Source organism: Pseudomonas sp. LBUM1664, assembly GCF_059695895.1.
In genome coordinates, this window is the sequence record NZ_CP166791.1 from 2,815,170 (window position 1) to 2,833,056 (window position 17,887).

Below are 17,887 nucleotides of genomic sequence, written 5' to 3' on the forward strand. Positions count from 1 at the left end.
CTGTGTGGGGTCGCTTCGCAACCCAGCGGGAGCAAGCTCCCTCGCCACGGTGTGCCTCTCAGTAACAGAGGCGTTGTTCTCATGAACACCCTCCCATACGCCTGGGCCAAGGCCCAACGCCTGGTATTGCGCCAGTCCGAAGACGGCGCGGTGTTGATGGTGTGCCCCTCCACGCCGGGCTGGTCCATCAGTGAAGTGCGCCGTCAGTTCGGCGAGGTGCGGTTGGAGCGGGTGCGCGACGAGGAACTCGACGGGCTGCTCAACACCGCCTACGCCGACACCGGCAGCGCCGCCGCCGTGGTGGGCGCGGCGGAAAACGAAGTCGACCTCGACCGATTAATGCAGGACATCCCTGAGATCACCGATCTGTTGGACACCCAGGACGGTGCACCGGTGATCCGCATGATCAACGCCTTGCTGACCCAGGCCGCCCGGGACGAGGCCAGCGACATCCACATCGAACCCTACGAGAGCCATTCGGTGGTGCGTTACCGGGTCGACGGCACCCTGCGAGACGTGGTTTCGCCACGCAAGGCCTTGCACGGCGCGCTGGTGTCGCGGATCAAGATCATGGCCCAACTCGACATTGCCGAAAAACGCCTGCCCCAGGACGGGCGCATCGCCCTGCGGGTGGCCGGGCGACCCATCGACATCCGGGTTTCCACGGTGCCCACCGGTCACGGCGAACGGGTGGTGATGCGCTTGCTGGACAAACAGGCCGGGCGCCTGCAACTGGAAACCCTGGGGATGGACCCGGACGTACTGGGCAAACTCGATCACCTGATCCGCCAGCCCCACGGCATCGTGTTGGTCACCGGCCCCACCGGCAGCGGCAAGACCACCAGCCTCTACGCCGCCCTGGCCCGGCTGGACGCCAGCACCAGCAACATCCTCACCGTGGAAGATCCGGTGGAATACGACCTGCCGGGCATCAGCCAGATCCAGGTCAATGCCAAGATCGACATGACCTTCGCCCTGGCTCTGCGGGCGATTCTGCGCCAAGACCCGGACATCATCATGATCGGTGAAATCCGTGACCTGGAGACCGCACAAATTGCCGTGCAGGCCTCCCTGACCGGTCACCTGGTGCTGGCGACTCTGCACACCAACGACGCGGTTTCGGCCATCAACCGCTTGATCGACATGGGCGTCGAGCCGTTTTTGCTGGCATCTTCGATGCTCGGCGTGCTCGCTCAGCGATTGGTGCGCAGGCTCTGCCCTCACTGCAAACAAGCCGATCCGGCTACGCCCGGCACCTGGCGTCCGGTGGGGTGCGCGGCCTGTAACCAGACCGGCTATAGCGGCCGCACCGGCATCCATGAGTTATTCTGCATCGACGATGACATCCGCACGCTCATCCACCAAGGGGCAGGGGAACAAGCGCTGCGCGCCGCCGCGCGCCAGGCCGGCATGTTCAGCATGCGTGAGGACGGTGAGCGCTGGGTCCGTAGCGGCGCCACGGCTCCTGAAGAAATCTTGCGCGTGACACGGGACGCCTGATGAATCGCTACCGTTTCGAGGCCGCCGACGCCCAGGGCAAGATCGAATCCGGACACCTGGAAGCCGACAGCCAGAGTGCCGCCTTCAACCTGTTGCGCAGCCGCGGGCTGACGGCATTGCAGGTGCAGGTCGAGCGCAACACACACCAGGCCAACGGCGGTGGACTGTTCAGCGCCAAGCTCTCGGACAACGACCTGGCCTGGGCCACCCGGCAACTGGCGAGCCTGTTGGGGGCGAGCCTGCCGTTAGAGGCTGCGCTGAGCGCCACGGTGGAGCAGGCCGAGCGCAAGCACATCGCCCAGACCCTGAGCGCGGTGCGCGCCGACGTGCGCAGCGGCATGCGTCTGGCCGAAGCCCTGGCGGCGCGGCCACGGGACTTTCCGGAAATCTACCGGGCACTGATTGCCGCCGGTGAAGAGTCCGGCGACCTGGCCCAGGTCATGGAGCGGCTGGCGGATTACATCGAAGAGCGCAACAACCTGCGGGGCAAGATCCTCACGGCGTTCATCTATCCGGGAGTGGTGGGGCTGGTGTCGATCGCCATTGTGATTTTCCTGCTCAGCTATGTCGTGCCCCAGGTGGTCAGTGCGTTTTCCCAGGCCCGGCAAGACTTGCCCGGCCTGACCCTGGCGATGCTCACCGCCAGCGACTTCATCCGCGCCTGGGGCTGGTTGTGTTTCGGCGTGCTGGCCGGTGGGTTCTGGGGCTGGCGGATGTATTTGCGCAACCCGCAAGCGCGGTTGAATTGGCACGCCCGGGTGCTGCGCCTGCCGCTGATCGGCCGTTTCGTGCTGGGGCTCAACACCGCGCGGTTTGCTTCTACCCTGGCGATTCTCGGCGGCGCAGGGGTGCCTTTGTTGCGTGCCCTGGAGGCGGCGCGCCAGACGTTATCCAACGACCGCCTGAGCCTGAGCGTCAGCGATGCCACGGCCAAGGTCCGCGAAGGGGTCAACCTGGCGTCGGCGCTGCGGGTGGAAAAAGTCTTCCCGCCGGTGCTGATCCACCTGATTGCCAGCGGCGAGAAAACCGGCTGCCTGCCACCGATGCTTGAACGCGCCGCGCAAACCCTGTCCCGAGACATCGAACGCCGGGCCATGGGCATGACCGCGCTGCTGGAACCGCTGATGATCGTGGTCATGGGCGGCGTGGTGCTGGTGATCGTCATGGCGGTGCTGTTGCCGATTATCGAGATCAATCAGTTGGTCCAATAAACACGGACAATCGCGTGGTGAGGGAGCAAGTTCCCTCACCACAACAGCGGGGCGAATAAAAAAAATGCAGCGCCGCGACACCTCCCGAGCCTTGCCAGCGCCAAACTCGGGTTCCTCGTTCTGTCATCTTCCATCGTCAGACAACCACCCCGCCGGCACCTCCATCGCCAGCCCCGACGCAACGCCGAAAAAGCCGCCTGAAAACCCAGCCCAGAGCCCGCGAACACCCGAGGAAAACCCTTTGAAAACAGCCTCCGGCTCCCGAGGTTTTTTCCCTTATCTGTCACTGGAAGCTGCGAATTTCTAACCCATGGCCTCACCCCACCGCCATCGGCTACAGGACCGAGCGCCATGACGGCAAGCACGCGTCACCCAACCTACGTACGAACACGATGAAAGGAGATTCTTCATGTTTAAGCGCAACGTTCTCGCGGTATCCCTGACCCTCGCCGGCCTCTGCGCCGCTCAGGCCGCCATGGCTGATGTCAACGGCGGCGGTGCTACCTTGCCTCAGCCTCTGTACCAGACTGCTGGTGTGCTCACCACCGGTTTTGCCCAATACATCGGTGTGGGCAGCGGTGCCGGCAAGGCCGCTTTCCTGAACAACGACTACACCAAGTTCGTGGCTGGTAACACCAGCAAGAACGTGCACTGGGCGGGTAGCGATTCGAAGCTCACCCAGGCTGAACTGGATGGCTACGTGACCAATCACGGTGCTGCCTGGGGTCCATTGATCCAGGTGCCTTCGGTTGCCACTTCGGTTGCCATTCCTTTCAACAAGACCGGCACCGCTAACGTCGACCTGAGTGTCAACCAATTGTGCGGCGTGTTCTCCGGCCGTCTGACCGACTGGAACCAGATCACCGGCTCTGGCCGTACCGGCGCGATCACCGTGGTTTACCGTGCCGAGAGCAGCGGCACCTCCGAGCTGTTCACCCGCTTCCTGAACGCCAAGTGCGCTGAAACCGGCACCTTCGCCATCACCACCAACTTCGCCTCCAGCTACAGCGGCGGCCTGCCAGCCGGCGCCGTATCCGCCACTGGCAGCCAGGCTGTGATGACCGCGGTGAACGCTGCCCAAGGTCGCATCACCTACATGAGCCCGGACTACGCGGCCACTACCCTGGCCGGCCTGGACGACGCCACCAAAGTCGCTCGCGTTGCCGGTGTTTCCCCAGCCCCCGCCAACGTGTCGTCGGCCATCGCTGCTGTCGCGGTTCCAGCGGCCGCCAACCGTTCTAACCCGAACGCCTGGGTACCGGTGTTCGCTGCAACCACCAACCCGAACGACCCAAGCGTTGTAGCTTACCCAACCACCGGCTATCCGATCCTGGGCTTCACCAACCTGATCTTCAGCCAGTGCTACGCCAACGCTGCTCAAAGCACGCAAGTGCGTGACTTCTTCACCCGTCATTACAACGCCAACGTGGCCAACAGCAACGACGGCGCTATCACCGACAATCGCTTCGTACCGCTGCCAACAGCCTGGAAAGCTGCTATTCGTAGCAGCTTCCTGACCACTTCCAACGCTCAAAGCATCGGCAACACCAACGTCTGCAACAACATTGGTCGTCCGCTGTAACACCACGCTTGAGCGACACGCAACACCGATCAGCAACGGCGCGAGCCGTTGCTGATTTTTTTGCCTATCGAGCGGCGAGAACACAGCCACATGAAGTTTTCGTGACATCCGTTCGGTCCCGGTCGACTTCAACCGCCTATCACCTATAAGCGACGCTGGCAGCTTGATGGCACCGCGTTGCGACCTCCTAGAGCAAACCGAAAGGATAAGTAGGATGCTGCGCTGCAAACCCCAGACGAAACTGAATGCTCCACATCGCGATGGCGAGTTGTTGATGTGGCGGCTCAAGCCGTTGGCCCAGGCCATTGCGCTGTTGATGGTGGCCGGCAATGCCCAGGCGGCCACGGCGTTCAGTTCTTCCTGGTTTGCGTCCAAGGGTGCGGCTCAGGCCAGTGGCGCGGCGCGGCCCACCACCGGAACGTCAGGAATGTCACCGCCCTTGGCGCAACAGCAACGGGCCAATGCCCAGTTGCAGCGCTCGCTGACCAACCTCAACAACACCGTGGCCGCCATCGCGGCCCAGCAGGCGGCGCAGGCGGCGGGGCGGCAAGCCGCGCTCGGGCAGGTACAGACCATACCCGATGGCCTGGGCGAGGGCGGCTTGAAAGTCGACAACAGCCTGACCCAGGGCTGGCTCAACGCCAACGCGCCACAGCAGACCCAAGCCGACGGCAAGACCACGGTGCAGATCCAGCAGACCGCCGACAAGGCGATTCTCAACTGGGAAACCTTCAACGTCGGGCGCAACACCACGGTGGATTTCCAGCAGCAATCGGACTGGGCGGTGCTCAACCGGGTCAACGACCCCCAGGCCCGACCGAGCCAGATCCAAGGCCAGATCAAGGGCAACGGCACGGTGATGCTGGTCAACCGCAACGGCATCATTTTCAGTGGCAGCAGCCAGGTCAACGTGCGCAACCTGGCGGCGGTGGCGGCCAACATCAGTGATGAGCAGTTCAGTCAGCGCGGGTTGTACGTCGATGCCACCGGTACCCAGCCGACCTTTACCGATGCTGCCGGCAAGGTCGACGTGCAGCGTGGTGCACAGATCGAAACCCACCGCGCCGCCACCTCCACCGAGGCAGGCGGCTATGCCTTGCTGTTGGGGTCGGAAGTGGAGAACGCCGGTTCCATCATCACCGCCAAGGGCCAGACCACCCTGGCGGCGGGCGACAACTTTTATATCCGTCGCGGCCAGGGCACCAGTGGCAACCTGCGTTCCACCACCCGTGGCAACGAGGTCGCAACCTCTCTTAAGGCCGGCAGCAGCGCCGGTACGGTAATCAACAGCGGCCTGATCCAGGCCAGCACCGGCGACATCACCCTCACCGGGCATCAGGTGCAGCAGAACGGCGTTGCGGTCGCCAGCAGCTCGGTGGACATCCGCGGCACCGTGCACCTGCTCAACGCTATCAGCGACAGCACCGGCAGCGTGACCCTGGGGCAGGGCAGCACCACCGCCGTACTCCTCGACGCCGCTAGCGGCAGTGCCCTGGACAGTCAGCGCGACGCCGGGCCCGCCGGCCTGGACGGTACGCCGAACAACCTGATCACCGGTCAGTTCAACAACCTCAGCAGCGTCGTGGACCGTACCGACCAGTCCCGGGTCGAGATCGTCAGCGGCGGCAGTGTCGACTTTCAGAACGGTTCCATCACCCTGGCCACCGGCGGCCAGGTCGCGGTCAGCGCCGCCGGTCGCAGCCTGGTGCGCGATGGCGCGGTGATCGATGTGTCTGGCGCCATTGGCGTCCAGGTGGCGATGGAATCCAACTCCGTCAAGGTCAACGTTCAGGGCAATGAGCAGCGCGACGCCTCGGTCAACCGCGAGGGCGGCAATCTGACCAACAGCGATGTGTGGGTGGACGTGCGCGACTTGGTCTATGTCCCGGCCGGCACCAACGGTTACGCCACGGACCGCTGGTACACCGCCGGTGGGTTGTTGGAAGTCAGCGGTTACTTGGGCACTCAAGGGCACAGCGTCGGTGAGTGGGCGGCCCAGGGCGGAACCCTGACGTTCACCGGCAACGATGTGGTGACCCAGCAGGCCGCTCAACTGAACTTATCCGGCGGCACCCTGGATGTGCAGAGCGGTTACCTGCACCAGTCCTGGCTCAAGGGCGAAAATGGGCGTTTGTATGAATTGTCCCAGGCACCGGGGGACATCCTCTACACCGGCATTTACCAAGGTTATGAGGACCACAGCCAGCGCTGGGGCCAGACCGATTATTTCTACAATCCCCTGATCGCTCCTCGCGAGCGTTTTGAATCGGGTTACACCGTCGGCCGCGATGCCGGCAAGCTGGTGGTGTCGACCCGCAACGCGGTGCTGGAAGGCCAGATCGTTGGCGAGGTCTATCAGGGCGAACGCCAGACCCAGGCACCGAACCTCAACCTCGACGGTTATCAGCAATCGCAAAACGCCGCGGCCCGACGAGCTCAATTGTTGGTGGGCAGTTACACGCCGATCTACGACAAGACCAGCGGCGTGATCAACAGTGGCCTGAACCCCACGGTCGATCAGGTCACCCTTGGCAAAGTGACGGACAAGATTGCTGCGGGGCTGGACCTGACCTCGGCGGTCGGCACCGATCGGCAAGGCAAGCTGGTGCTGGACAGCGAGTTGCTCAATGGCTTCCAGCTCGGAGCGGTCAAGGTCGCGGCGCGTGAAGGCATTCAGGTCGATGGCGCGCTCAAGGTAGCCGATGGCGGCGACATCACGCTTTACGCGCCGCAGGTCGAGGTGAACGCCGACCTGACGGCCCGCAGCGGTCGCATTGCCTTGGGTAACGTGCTTAACCAGATCAGAACCGATAATTTCAAGATGGAAGATGTCGTGCTCTCGTCCGCCACAGGCACTCGAGCCGCGGTCACCTTGGGCGAGGGCGTTACGCTGAACACCGCCGGGCTGTGGAGCAATCTGCTGCTTGACGGCAACGACCGCGAGGGGCTGCCGTTCATCAACGGCGGTACCGTATCCGTGCGTAGCAGCGGCGATATCGATGTGCGCCAGGGCACTCTGATCGATGTCTCCTCCGGTGCCGACGTCACGGCCGACAGCAAGACTCACGGCGGCAAGGGCGGCGACCTGACCCTGACCGCGGGTACCAACGCATCGTCCGGTAACGGTGCCTTGAATCTGGACGGTGAATTGCGTGGCACCGGGGTAAGCGGCGGCGGGACCTTGAAACTGTCGGCCAATAAAGTGCTGATCGGTAACAGTGACTCGACGCTCGAAGCCGGCACCTTGCAACTGGGCGGCGATTTCTTTGACAAGGGTTTTTCGGCCTATGACATCACTGGCAACCAGGGCCTGACGGTGGCGCAAGGGACCCGGGTCGATGTGACGATGCCAGTGTACCGTTTCGGCGAGCAAGCATTGAGCACGGGCAGCGACGCAGAACCGGCAGACGCTTTGCAGCGCTGGACACCCGAGCTGTATCAGGAGGATGCGATTAAGGGCGTCCTCACTCAGCGCGACGGTGCCAGCCTGAGCCTCACCGCCGGCACCCTGAACTCCAGCGCGACCGACATGGCCAATACGGTATTGAGCCTGGGTAAGGGCAGTGTAATCAGCGTAGATCCGGGCCAGAGCATCGATGTGCGCAGCATCGGTCAACTGACCGCCAACGGCACCCTCAACGCCTGGGGTGGTCGGGTCAATCTCACCGAGCTGAGCGTCAGTGATACCGTCCGCGATCAGGTCAATGCCCAGGGCCACGGCCGCTCGATCTGGCTCGGGGAGCAAGCATTGATCGATGTCTCCAGTCGGGCGGTGACTGCCCGGGACGTGCGCGGCCAGACCTACGGCCTGGTGCACGATGGCGGTCAGATTGTCATTGGCGGTCAAATTGATGCCGCGAAAGGATCGACTTCGGCGTCCGAATTATTTGTGGTAGTGCGCGACGGTGCCCGTCTGCAAGCGGATGGCAGCCAGGCCGTGCTGGATATCTCCGGCCAGGGGCGCACGTTGGTGGCGAGCGACGGCGGCAGTATTTCCCTGGCCTCGGCCAATGGTCTGTACCTGGACGGTGAATTCCAGGCTCGCTCGGGCGGTGTTGGGGCGGCGGGGGGGAGTTTGGCGGTGGCGCTGGAGACCCCTTATTACTCCAAAAGCGCGGTCAATGACCGGGTCATGCAGGCGCGTGAGCTGGTGCTGGAGCAAAACACCCAGGCCAGCGCGCTGAGCGATACGGCCGAGACCTCGGCGGATTCGCTGGTCTACGGTCACGGTCGTCTGGGTGTCGATAAGGTCCAGGCCGGTGGTTTCGACAGTCTGTCTCTGTTGAGCAACGGCCTGATGAGTGTCGATGGTGACCTGTCGATGTCCCTGGGCCAGAGCCTGAGCCTGTACGCCCGCAGTTTTGGGTTGAGCGCAACCGCGCTAGCCAATACCCGGGTCGAACTCAATGCCCCCCACGTGTTGCTGGCACTTGCGACGGGACTGGCGACCAGTCGACCGAGCTTTGACCCTTATACCCGGCCAGTGATCGAGGGTGGCGGTGTGTCGCTGCTGGCGAACAAGGCGGTGTTTTCCGTCAACGCGGATCTGCTGGATGTGCAGGGCAGTGTGATGTTCAGCAGCAAAGGCACGCTGAAGCAGGCCGACGGCACCACAGTCGAGCTGGAGCGCGCCGGTTTCGACCGGGTCCAGCTAAGCAGCCGGGGTGATTTACGATTCCTGGCCGGGTCCTCCAGCGAAGGATTGCCGGCAGGCTTTACCACCCAATTGCTGACCCCTTCGGACATGATCCTGCAAGCGGCGCAGTTGTATCCGGCAACCGGGGTCGGTGCCCGGGTATTGGCTGGGTATGGCTGGGGTGAAGCTGCGAACGGCGCGAGCCTCTACGACCCTGCGCGTAGTCTGGTCATCGGACGGACCACCCAGGAGACGCCGCAAGTGCCGTATTCGGTATTCGGTCGCTTGCAACTGGGCAGCGCGAAGATCGAGCAGGGCGGGGTGGTTCGGGCTCCGTTGGGCTTGGTTGAAGTCGGTACCAACGATGCCGGCACCGGCGTCAGCGCTCGGGTGGACCTTTTACCGGACAGCCTGACCTCGGTCAGTGGCTTGGGACTGGTTTTACCTTACGGCGGTACCGTGGACGACCAGAGTTACCAGTACGCCGGCAAAAACGTGGTGCTGTTGGGGCAAGGCGCCGTGGCCTCCGAAAACGGTGACATCAACATCGGCATCATTCTTGGCGGTCAGTCGGTGGCGGCCCAGGAAGGCTCGGTCGTCGATCTGTCCGGTGGCGGTGAACTGCTCGGCGCCGGTTTCATCTCCGGCCGTGGCGGCTCCACTGACGCGCGTTTCAACCCACTGGTGCAAATCGGCGCCAGTGGCGATTTTACCTTGCCGGGCCTGTCCAGCAATCCGGTCTACGCCATCGTGCCGGGCAATCAGAGTTCGTACGCACCGGTGGCCCCTGAAGGCGGCGCGGTGGACCCGAACGTGGGCCAGCAAATCACCATAGGCGCCGGTGTGCCGGGGCTGGCTGCCGGTACCTATACGCTGATGCCCTCCACCTATGCCTTGGTGCCGGGGGCGTTCCGGGTCGAGATCAATGGTTTGGCGGGCCAGGCGTCCACAACCGGTGCGCAACAGATGCGCAACGGTTCCTGGACCACCGCCGGGGTGCTGTCGGTGGCCAATACCGGGCAGCGCAACAGTTTGTCCAGCCAGGTTATCGTGACTTCGGGTGAGGTGTTGCGTCGTTACTCGCAATACAACGAAACCAGCTACGCCCAATTTGCCGTGGCTGACGCCGCCCGTTTGGGTGTCCCCAGGGCTTTGTTGCCGGTGGACGCCAAGACGTTGAAGTTGAGCCTGGCCGAGGGCGCGGGGGATCAGGCGTTTTCCTTCAAAGGGACCGGCAAGTTCGCGCCTCAAACGGATGGATACGGCGGTTCTGTCGCGGTGGTCGGCAGCAACGGCAAAGCGCTGGAGGTGGTCGCCGATGGACAGGGGGCCACGGATGGTTTCGAGGGCGTAACGCTCAATGCCGAAAGCCTCAATGCATTGAATGCCTCGCGCCAAGTGATCGGTGGCCAGTTTGCAATTCTCTATGGCCAGGGCGGCAACTACATCACTCCGCAAAGGGTGTCGCGCAGTGTGACCCTGCGTGAAGGCGCGACCCTGGCGGCACCGGAGGTTTTCCTGCTGGCCGACGGCGGCGAGCTGTTGGTGGAACAAGGCGCCGCCATTAACACCATCGGACGGGGCGAGGCCGCTTACGATGCCCGTGACGGGTTTATTTATAACCTCAATGTGAAGTTCCAGAATTACAGCTTGCTGGCCGCCTCCAATGGCTTGCTCAATGTACTGGCTCCTCTGTCGGGCTCCAGCGGCTCGGTCAACATCGGTGGGTGCAGCTTGACGCCGTGCAGTGGCGTCACACGGATTCACTCCGAAGGCAGTATTGTCGCAGCCTCGGGTAGCAGCCTGGAACTGAGCGATCAGGTACGTTACGGCACCCGTCACCTGACGCTGGCCCTGAGCAATATCAATGTCGGCACCGCCCAGGCCCTGAGCGACGCGGCGGGGCGTCAGGTCCTGCCGGCCGGTCTGACTTTGAGCCAGACGGTGCTCGATCGCCTGTTGCGCGGGGACACCGAATACGGCGCGCCGGCCCTGGAAACCCTTGAACTGTCGGCCCGCGAGGCGCTGAATTTCTACGGCACCGTCAGCCTCGATACCTATGACTCAACGACAGGTAAGTCGCGGCTGAGCAACCTCATGCTCAGCACCCCGGCCATCTATGGCGCCGGCAGCGCCGACGACGTGGCGACTATTCGTACCGCCAACCTGATCTGGAACGGTGCCGTCGATGCGCCGGGGTCGGTGATTGCCGGCGGGGCTGGCACCGGTGCCGGCCGCCTGGACATCCAGACCCAGCGCATCGAGTTCGGTTACGGTGAGTTCGCTCAACCCAGTTCCGTCACCACCCTGGATCGTCTGGCCCTCGGGTTCGCCAACGTCAACCTCAGCGCCAGCGAGCGCCTGACCGCCAATCACAAGGGCAGCCTGGCGGTGTATCAAAGTCAGGGGGTGTATGACCCGAAAAGCGGCTTCGCCTACAGCGGCGGCAACCTGAATATCGTCACCCCGTTGCTGACCGGTGAAGCCGGTTCGGTCAACCGCATCACGGCGGGCGGGGCGGTCAATGTGACCGGAGCGACCGTTCAACCGGGCAGCATCTCCGGGCAGGGTGCAGAGTTGTCTCTCAACGGTGCCAGTCTCAACCTGGCCAGCGCGGTGGTGCTGCCCAGCGGCAAGCTGACCCTGAGCGCGACCCATGACCTGACCCTCGCCGATGAGGCCTTGATCGATGTGGCTGGTCGCGCGGTCGTCTTTAACGATGTGACGCGCTACAGCGCCGGTGGCGAGGTGATTCTGCAAAGCCGCAACGGCAATATTCTCCAGGCCGGCGGATCGAGCATCGACCTCTCTGCCAGCAATAACGAGGCCGGCCGGCTCAGTGCCGTGGCCTTGGACGCGGCGGCCGGGGTGGTCGACTTGCAAGGGCGAATTCTGGGTAGCAGCACCGGCGAATATGACGCCGGAGGCACCACCATGCCGTACCTGGCCGGCGGCGTGGAGATCCAGGCCCAACACCTGGGCGGCAGCGGCAGCCTCAGCGAGCAGTTCGCGGCATTGAACCAACGGTTGAACGACGGGCAGGTGTTCGGTTCCCGTGGTTTCCAGCTCAAGCAGGGCGACCTGGTAATCGGTAACGAACTCAAGGCCTCGTCCATCGACGTGTCCCTGGACAATGGCAGCCTGTTAGTCAATGGCACGGTGGACGCCAGTGGCGAGCGGGTCGGCAGCATCCGTCTCGCCGCCGGGCGCTCCCTGACCCTGGGCAGCAACGCGGTGCTCGATGCCCACGGCAACCGTCTTCGCGTGGACAGCTATGGCAAGATCATCGACTCACCGAACCGTGCCATCGTCGATCTGACCTCCCGCGCTGGCGTGCTGACCCTGACCGACGGTGCGCGTATCGACTTGCGCCATGGCACCGAGGCACCGGCCGGGCAGCATGACGGTCGTGCTCGCGGCACCTTGGAACTCAATGCCCGGCGCGCCGGGCCGGATGCCACCTACGGCGATATTGCTATCGATGCCAGCGGTAGCCTGGATATCCAGGGCGCGCGGTCCATCGCTGTCAACGGCACCTGGCAGTACAACGACGCTCCGCTGGGCAGCGATCCGGCGGCCAACGGTCGTCCTTATCAAGTGATCAATCAGGCGTACCTGGATGGCAAGCACCAGGACAGCACTGCGTTTATCAACGCAGCCCTGGCGAACGGCGACCTGATGCAGCGCAAACTCGCCGGCCTGAATAACGCTCGCTATGCCGATGCGTTCCACCTGCGGCCCGGCGTCGAGATCGTCAGCGCGACGGCCGACGGCGATCTGGTGGTGCAGGGTGACCTGGACCTGTCGGGTTATCGCTATGCAAGCGTGAATCCGCACACCCAGAAAACCGCTGTCTACGGTTCCGGTGAGTCCGGCAGCCTGACACTGCGGGCCGGTGGCGACCTGAATATCTATGGCAGCATCAACGACGGTTTTGAGCAGCCGCCCGCCACCAATGACGACAAGGGCTGGGTGCTGTTGCCGGGCATTGATTTTGCGGCGGGCGACATCGTCGTGCCCGGTAGCGGCGTGACGCTGGCAGACGGTACGGCGTTTCCGGCCGGCTCGGTGCTCAACTACGACGTGCCACTCAAGGGCGCCACCCTGGCCGCCGGAACACGTCTGCCGGTGGCGGCAACACTTGACCAACCGTTGGAGTTGCCGGCCGGCACCGTGTTGGCCGCGGCCGTGCATGATGCGTCCGGGAATCTGTTGTTCGCCGCCGGCACCCTGCTCAGCGCGGGGCAGACCCTGGAGGCCGGTTCGGTGCTGGGGGCGGGCAGTCTGCTGAGCAATAGCACGACGGTACGCGGGCTGATCTGGCCTAAAGGCGTTGCGCTGCCCGATATAGCCAATGCACCGAATACCTTGTCCAACGTCCTGCGCCTCAACGGCAACCTGGCTCTGAACATCGGTTCGAAGATTCCATCGGGCACCGACATCAAGTTGCCGTCCGGGGTTGAATCGGTGCAATTGCGTCCCGAAGTGGCGGGGCGTCAGGGGAGCAACTGGGCCATCGCACCGATGCTGGCCGAGGGCTCGCAATCCTGGTCACTGCGCCTGGTGGCCGGTGCCGATACGCAGGCGGCGGACAGTCGTATCGTGCAGCCCCTACTGGCTGGTGGTGATCTTCATCTGGCAGACAGTCACTACGGCATGTTTGGCAAAGCGATGATGGTGTGGTCCGAAGAAGGATCGCTGGAGTATTTTGGTGACACCAGTATGGCGGGACAGCCGGTTGACTTTGACGCCTTCGGTTATCCCGAGCTATGTACCGACAACCCTTATCTTTGTGAGGTGGGCGGAGCACCTGAGTATGAGGCTGGCAGCCAGCGCTGGAGCGTCATTCGCACCGGCTCGGCAGACCTTGAGCTGCTGTCGGCGGGTGATTTGAAAATGGATTCGCTGTACGGCGTCTACACCGCTGGCAGTTCAGCCAGTGAGACTTATGCCAACGACCCGTACAACCAGCCCAAGGCGCAGGGAGCGGCAGGTACGGTGCTCAATGATGCATTCGGTGAAAACGAGCAATTCGTGGATGGGGGTACCAACAGCCTTTACCGCGCCTGGTACCCGGACTTTGGCGGCAACCTGACTTTGAAGGTGGGCGGAAACCTGATTGGCAACAGTATGGATGTGTCCAGCAGCAGCCAAGGGCGACCCAATTCCCCCGATATCGGTTATGACACTGCTAATGTTGGAAACTGGCTGTGGCGCCAAGGCAACGGTTCAGTCGACACCGGCACCCAGGCACAACCCACCGCCTGGTGGATCAATTTTGGCTCTTACACCGCAGCACAAGATGGCAAGGCCGATCTGATGGTCGGGTTTACGGGCTTCGGCACCCTGGGTGGCGGTAACCTGAATGTTCAGGTGGCGGGTGATGCCGGGGTGGTTGATCAACTGGCGGGGAGTAGCCTTGAACCTGGCAGCAACAGTCGCAGCCAGGGGTTGGTGCTGGCGGTGGGCAGCACCGGGCGTGTGGGGGCCGATGGCAGTCTGCAGTTGACCGGTGGCGGTGACCTCAATTTGCAGGTGGGCGGAGCGTTGAACCCTGCTAGCGAGCTCACGAGCGGAAATCTCAATGGCGCGGTTATCAACCTGCGGGGGCATGTCCAGATCGACAGCGGCGCCATCGGTCGTATCGAGTTGCACTACGGCAATCAGGTGGCCGACCAATCCCCTGGGGAAACGCGGGCCTACGATTCGTTCCAGGCCACACGCAGCCAGGCAACGGGTGGGCTGACCTTGGTGCCGGGCGATGCCACCTTCAATCTGTCGACACAGGGCGACCTGGTGGTGCAGGACGTTGTCGACCCGGGCCGGGCGTCGATGATGAGCTTTTCGCCCTATAGCAACGGCACCACCAACGGATCGGGCGTGAGTTGGTTTACGTTATGGACCGACAATACGGCAGTGGACTTATGGTCATCAGGGGGAAATCTGACGCCTTTGACATCAGCGAATGAAACTGATTTGGCGGTGGTCTATCCCTCTATTCTGCGCGCTGTTGCGGCCAGCGGCAGCCTCTACTATGGTCAGGCTAAAAATGTTGGTACTGGTGGTTACGATGGCAGCTATCGTTCAGCCCTGCTGCTTGCGCCCGGCACCAATAGCGAATTGCAGTTTCTGGCCGGCGACTCCATCTATGGCGGCGACCTGACGGTCAGTCGTTCCGGTGCCTCCTCCGCGGCCCTGGCCACACCATTGCAGCCAGCCTTTATGGGGCTCGTCGATGGCAGTGTGGTGGTCAGTAATCTCTCCGCCGACGGAAACCGTGCGGCCTCTACGGCTAAACTGCCATTGTTTGCCTTTGACAGCAGCAGTACCTCCGGTGAATGGGGCCTCAATACCGATCCCGCTCGCTTCTATGCGCTTGACGGAGACTTGCTGGCCGTCAATAGCGGGCGGGCGATGACATTCACCACCTCGAACGACAGCCGCCTCGGGCAGACCTACTACGAAGGTACAGGGGCGGTGTGGATGATGGCCGGGCGAGACATCGTCAGCAGCGGGACACCGTTGAGCGGCGGCCATGGTGGCGTCCCCGACGAGGGGCAATACACCAGCGCCGGCAACCTCTTCATCCACAACAACCCAACCGACATCTCCATCGTTTCAGCCGGGCGCGACATCCTCTATAGCAACTTCAACGTCGCCGGTCCCGGCCTCTTGGAAATCACCGCCGGACGCAATCTGCTGATGGAAGATAAGGTCAGCATCACCAGCCTTGGCGCCGTGGTACCGGGGGATTCACGTCCCGGTGCTAGCCTGGTGTTGCAAGCCGGTGCGGGCCTCAACGGGCCGGATTACGAGCGCTTCGTCAAGGCTTATCTGGACCCGGCGAACCAGGCCCTGGCCGGTGTACCCCTGGCAAATCAGGACGGCAAGGTCGCCAAGACCTACGAGGCTGAACTGCTCGATTGGTTGGAAGAACGCTACGGCTTCATCGGCAATACCGACCAGGCCCGCAGCTACTTCGCGGCGCTGCCGGCCGAGCAGCAGCGGGTGTTTGCCCGCGATGTGTATTTTGCCGAACTCAAGGCCGGTGGCCGCGAGTACAACGAAGCCGGCGGCGTGCGCGAGGGCAGCTACTTGCGGGGTCGTGAGGCCATCGCCCTGTTGTTCCCGACCAAGGACGTGGCGGGCAATGCGATCACCTACAAGGGCGACATCACCCTGTTCGGCGGAGCGGGGGTGCACACTGATTTCGGCGGCAGCATCCAGATGCTTACCCCGGGTGGTGGGCAGACCTTCGGTATCGAGGGCAACGCACCGCCGTCCACTGCCGGGGTCATCACCCAGGGTGAGGGCGATATCCAGTTGTATGCCCAGAACAGCATTCTGCTGGGGCAGAGTCGGATCATGACGACCTTTGGCGGCTCGATTCTCGGCTGGTCGGCCCAAGGCGATATCAACGCCGGTCGCGGATCGAAAACCACCGTGGTCTACACCCCGCCCAAGCGGCTGTACGACACGTGGGGTAACGTGACCTTGTCGCCTTCGGTACCGAGTACCGGGGCGGGTATCGCCACCCTCAACCCGATTGCCGAGGTGGCTCCCGGTGACATCGACCTGATCGCGCCGCTGGGCACCATCGATGCGGGCGAGGCGGGGATCCGGGTGTCGGGTAACGTGAACATCGCGGCGTTGAGCGTGGTGAACGCGGCCAACATCCAGACCCAGGGCAAATCCTCCGGTGTACCGCTGGCGGCCTCGGTTAATACCGGCGCCATCACCTCCGCCAGTTCGGCGGCCACCTCGGCCACGCAAGCGGCGCAAGACGTGACCCGCCAGCAGCAGGCGGCGGCGCGGCAGAACCAGGCGTCGGTATTCAGCGTGCAGGTGGTGAGCTTCGGCTCCGAACAACTGACCCCGTCGCGAGACGGCGCCAACCGCGAAGCACCACGAGCCTACGACCCCGCCAGCCCAGTGCAAGTGCTGGGCGCCGGGCCCCTGGACGAACAGACCCGGCAGCGGTTGACCGAGGACGAGCGGGGGCGGTTGAGTTTGTAAGCGATTGCAGGCCGAGGCTGCCCCATTCGCGAGCCGGGGGGGCAGAAGCTTTGCGGCCGACACCCATCCCTGTGGGAGCGAGCCTGCTCGCGAAAGCGGTGGTTCAGCTTGCGTTGATGTTGACGCTGCCACCGCCATCGCGAGCAGGCTCGCTCCCACAAAGAATCAGCGAGCCTCACCACCCTCCCAAATGAAGCTTTCATGACAAAAGTTCGGTAGCACATCGCCATTCCCGTCATGCCTGTGTGACGTGTTCGAGGGACCTGCAGGGTCGTTTGGAACCGGGGCGCGAAGCCGGGAGTGAGGCGATGGGAACTATGGAACGTTATTCGAAAGTGGGCATGCAAGAGCTTGACCAGCGGCTGTCGAAGATCGTCGAGGCGGCGCGCAAGCAGCCGGTTTCGGTGTATCGCTATGGCGCACCGTGGGTCTGGATCGTTTCTCAGGATGACTGGCAGGGCGCGCTCAAGGAGGTGTCCAGCTACATCCCGCAGGGCCATTCACTGGTGTTGCTGCGTCCGCAGATCGACGACCTGCTGGACGACCATCGCGACGTGCTGCAAGGCCTCAACGCCGGCGCGCAGATGCTGATCGCGCCGCAAACCGCCATGCATATCCTCTTGCTGCAACTGCTCTATTCGGTGCCCAGCGAGCAGCAACTCTACGAACAACTCAATTACAACCTGCTGTTTCGCTGGTTCGTCGGCCTGGACCTGAATCAGAAGGTCTGGAGCTTCAACGTCTTGAGCAAAGACCTCGCCACGCTGCTGGGCGATGCGCGGGCGGTGAGGCTCATCCAGAAAATAATCGGTGAAGTGTTCTGTGGCGCCTTGCTGCAAATGCCGGAGTTCTCTCTGAACTTCGCACTGCTGCACACCTGGCTGGCCCGGCACACCACGACATCGACTGCAAGCAATTGAGCGGTACTTTGAATTCAGGGGG

The 17,887-nt window shown here is 63.1% G+C and carries 5 protein-coding genes; all 5 read left to right on the top strand.

Features of this window, described 5'->3' with window-relative positions:
• Positions 1-81 precede the first annotated feature (81 nt).
• The 5 genes from gspE to ACA047_RS13240 all read left to right on the top strand — a co-directional run bounded on the left by gspE (position 82) and on the right by ACA047_RS13240 (position 17,865).
• Positions 82-1,500 (top strand): type II secretion system ATPase GspE, encoded by a 1,419-nt coding sequence (gspE, locus tag ACA047_RS13220; RefSeq protein WP_497359618.1) that lies wholly within the window; start codon positions 82-84, stop codon positions 1,498-1,500.
• Complete coding sequence (gene gspF / locus ACA047_RS13225) at positions 1,500-2,711, top strand: type II secretion system inner membrane protein GspF (RefSeq protein WP_497359620.1); 1,212 nt, start codon at positions 1,500-1,502, stop codon at positions 2,709-2,711. Before gspE ends, gspF begins: the two co-directional genes overlap by 1 nt.
• Positions 2,712-3,120: 409 nt before the next feature.
• The gene (locus ACA047_RS13230) at positions 3,121-4,293 is read left to right on the top strand and encodes a substrate-binding domain-containing protein (RefSeq protein WP_497359622.1); all 1,173 of its coding nucleotides are present in this window, start codon (positions 3,121-3,123) and stop codon (positions 4,291-4,293) included.
• Between the two features lie 214 nt (positions 4,294-4,507).
• Positions 4,508-16,945, top strand: a complete 12,438-nt coding sequence (locus ACA047_RS13235) for a filamentous hemagglutinin family protein (RefSeq protein WP_497359624.1) — start codon at positions 4,508-4,510, stop codon at positions 16,943-16,945.
• 317 nt (positions 16,946-17,262) lie between these two features.
• Positions 17,263-17,865 (top strand): transposase, encoded by a 603-nt coding sequence (locus ACA047_RS13240; protein ID WP_497360340.1) that lies wholly within the window; start codon positions 17,263-17,265, stop codon positions 17,863-17,865.
• Positions 17,866-17,887 lie beyond the last annotated feature (22 nt).

What these genes read in the sequence shown, in the direction of transcription:
- ACA047_RS13235 (WP_497359624.1), top strand. Translation starts at nt 4,508, where the DNA reads ATGCTGCGCTGCAAACCCCAGACGAAACTGAATGCTCCACATCGCGAT.
- ACA047_RS13240 (WP_497360340.1), top strand. Translation starts at nt 17,263, where the DNA reads ATGGAACGTTATTCGAAAGTGGGCATGCAAGAGCTTGACCAGCGGCTG.
- gspF (WP_497359620.1), top strand. Translation starts at nt 1,500, where the DNA reads ATGAATCGCTACCGTTTCGAGGCCGCCGACGCCCAGGGCAAGATCGAA.
- ACA047_RS13230 (WP_497359622.1), top strand. Translation starts at nt 3,121, where the DNA reads ATGTTTAAGCGCAACGTTCTCGCGGTATCCCTGACCCTCGCCGGCCTC.
- gspE (WP_497359618.1), top strand. Translation starts at nt 82, where the DNA reads ATGAACACCCTCCCATACGCCTGGGCCAAGGCCCAACGCCTGGTATTG.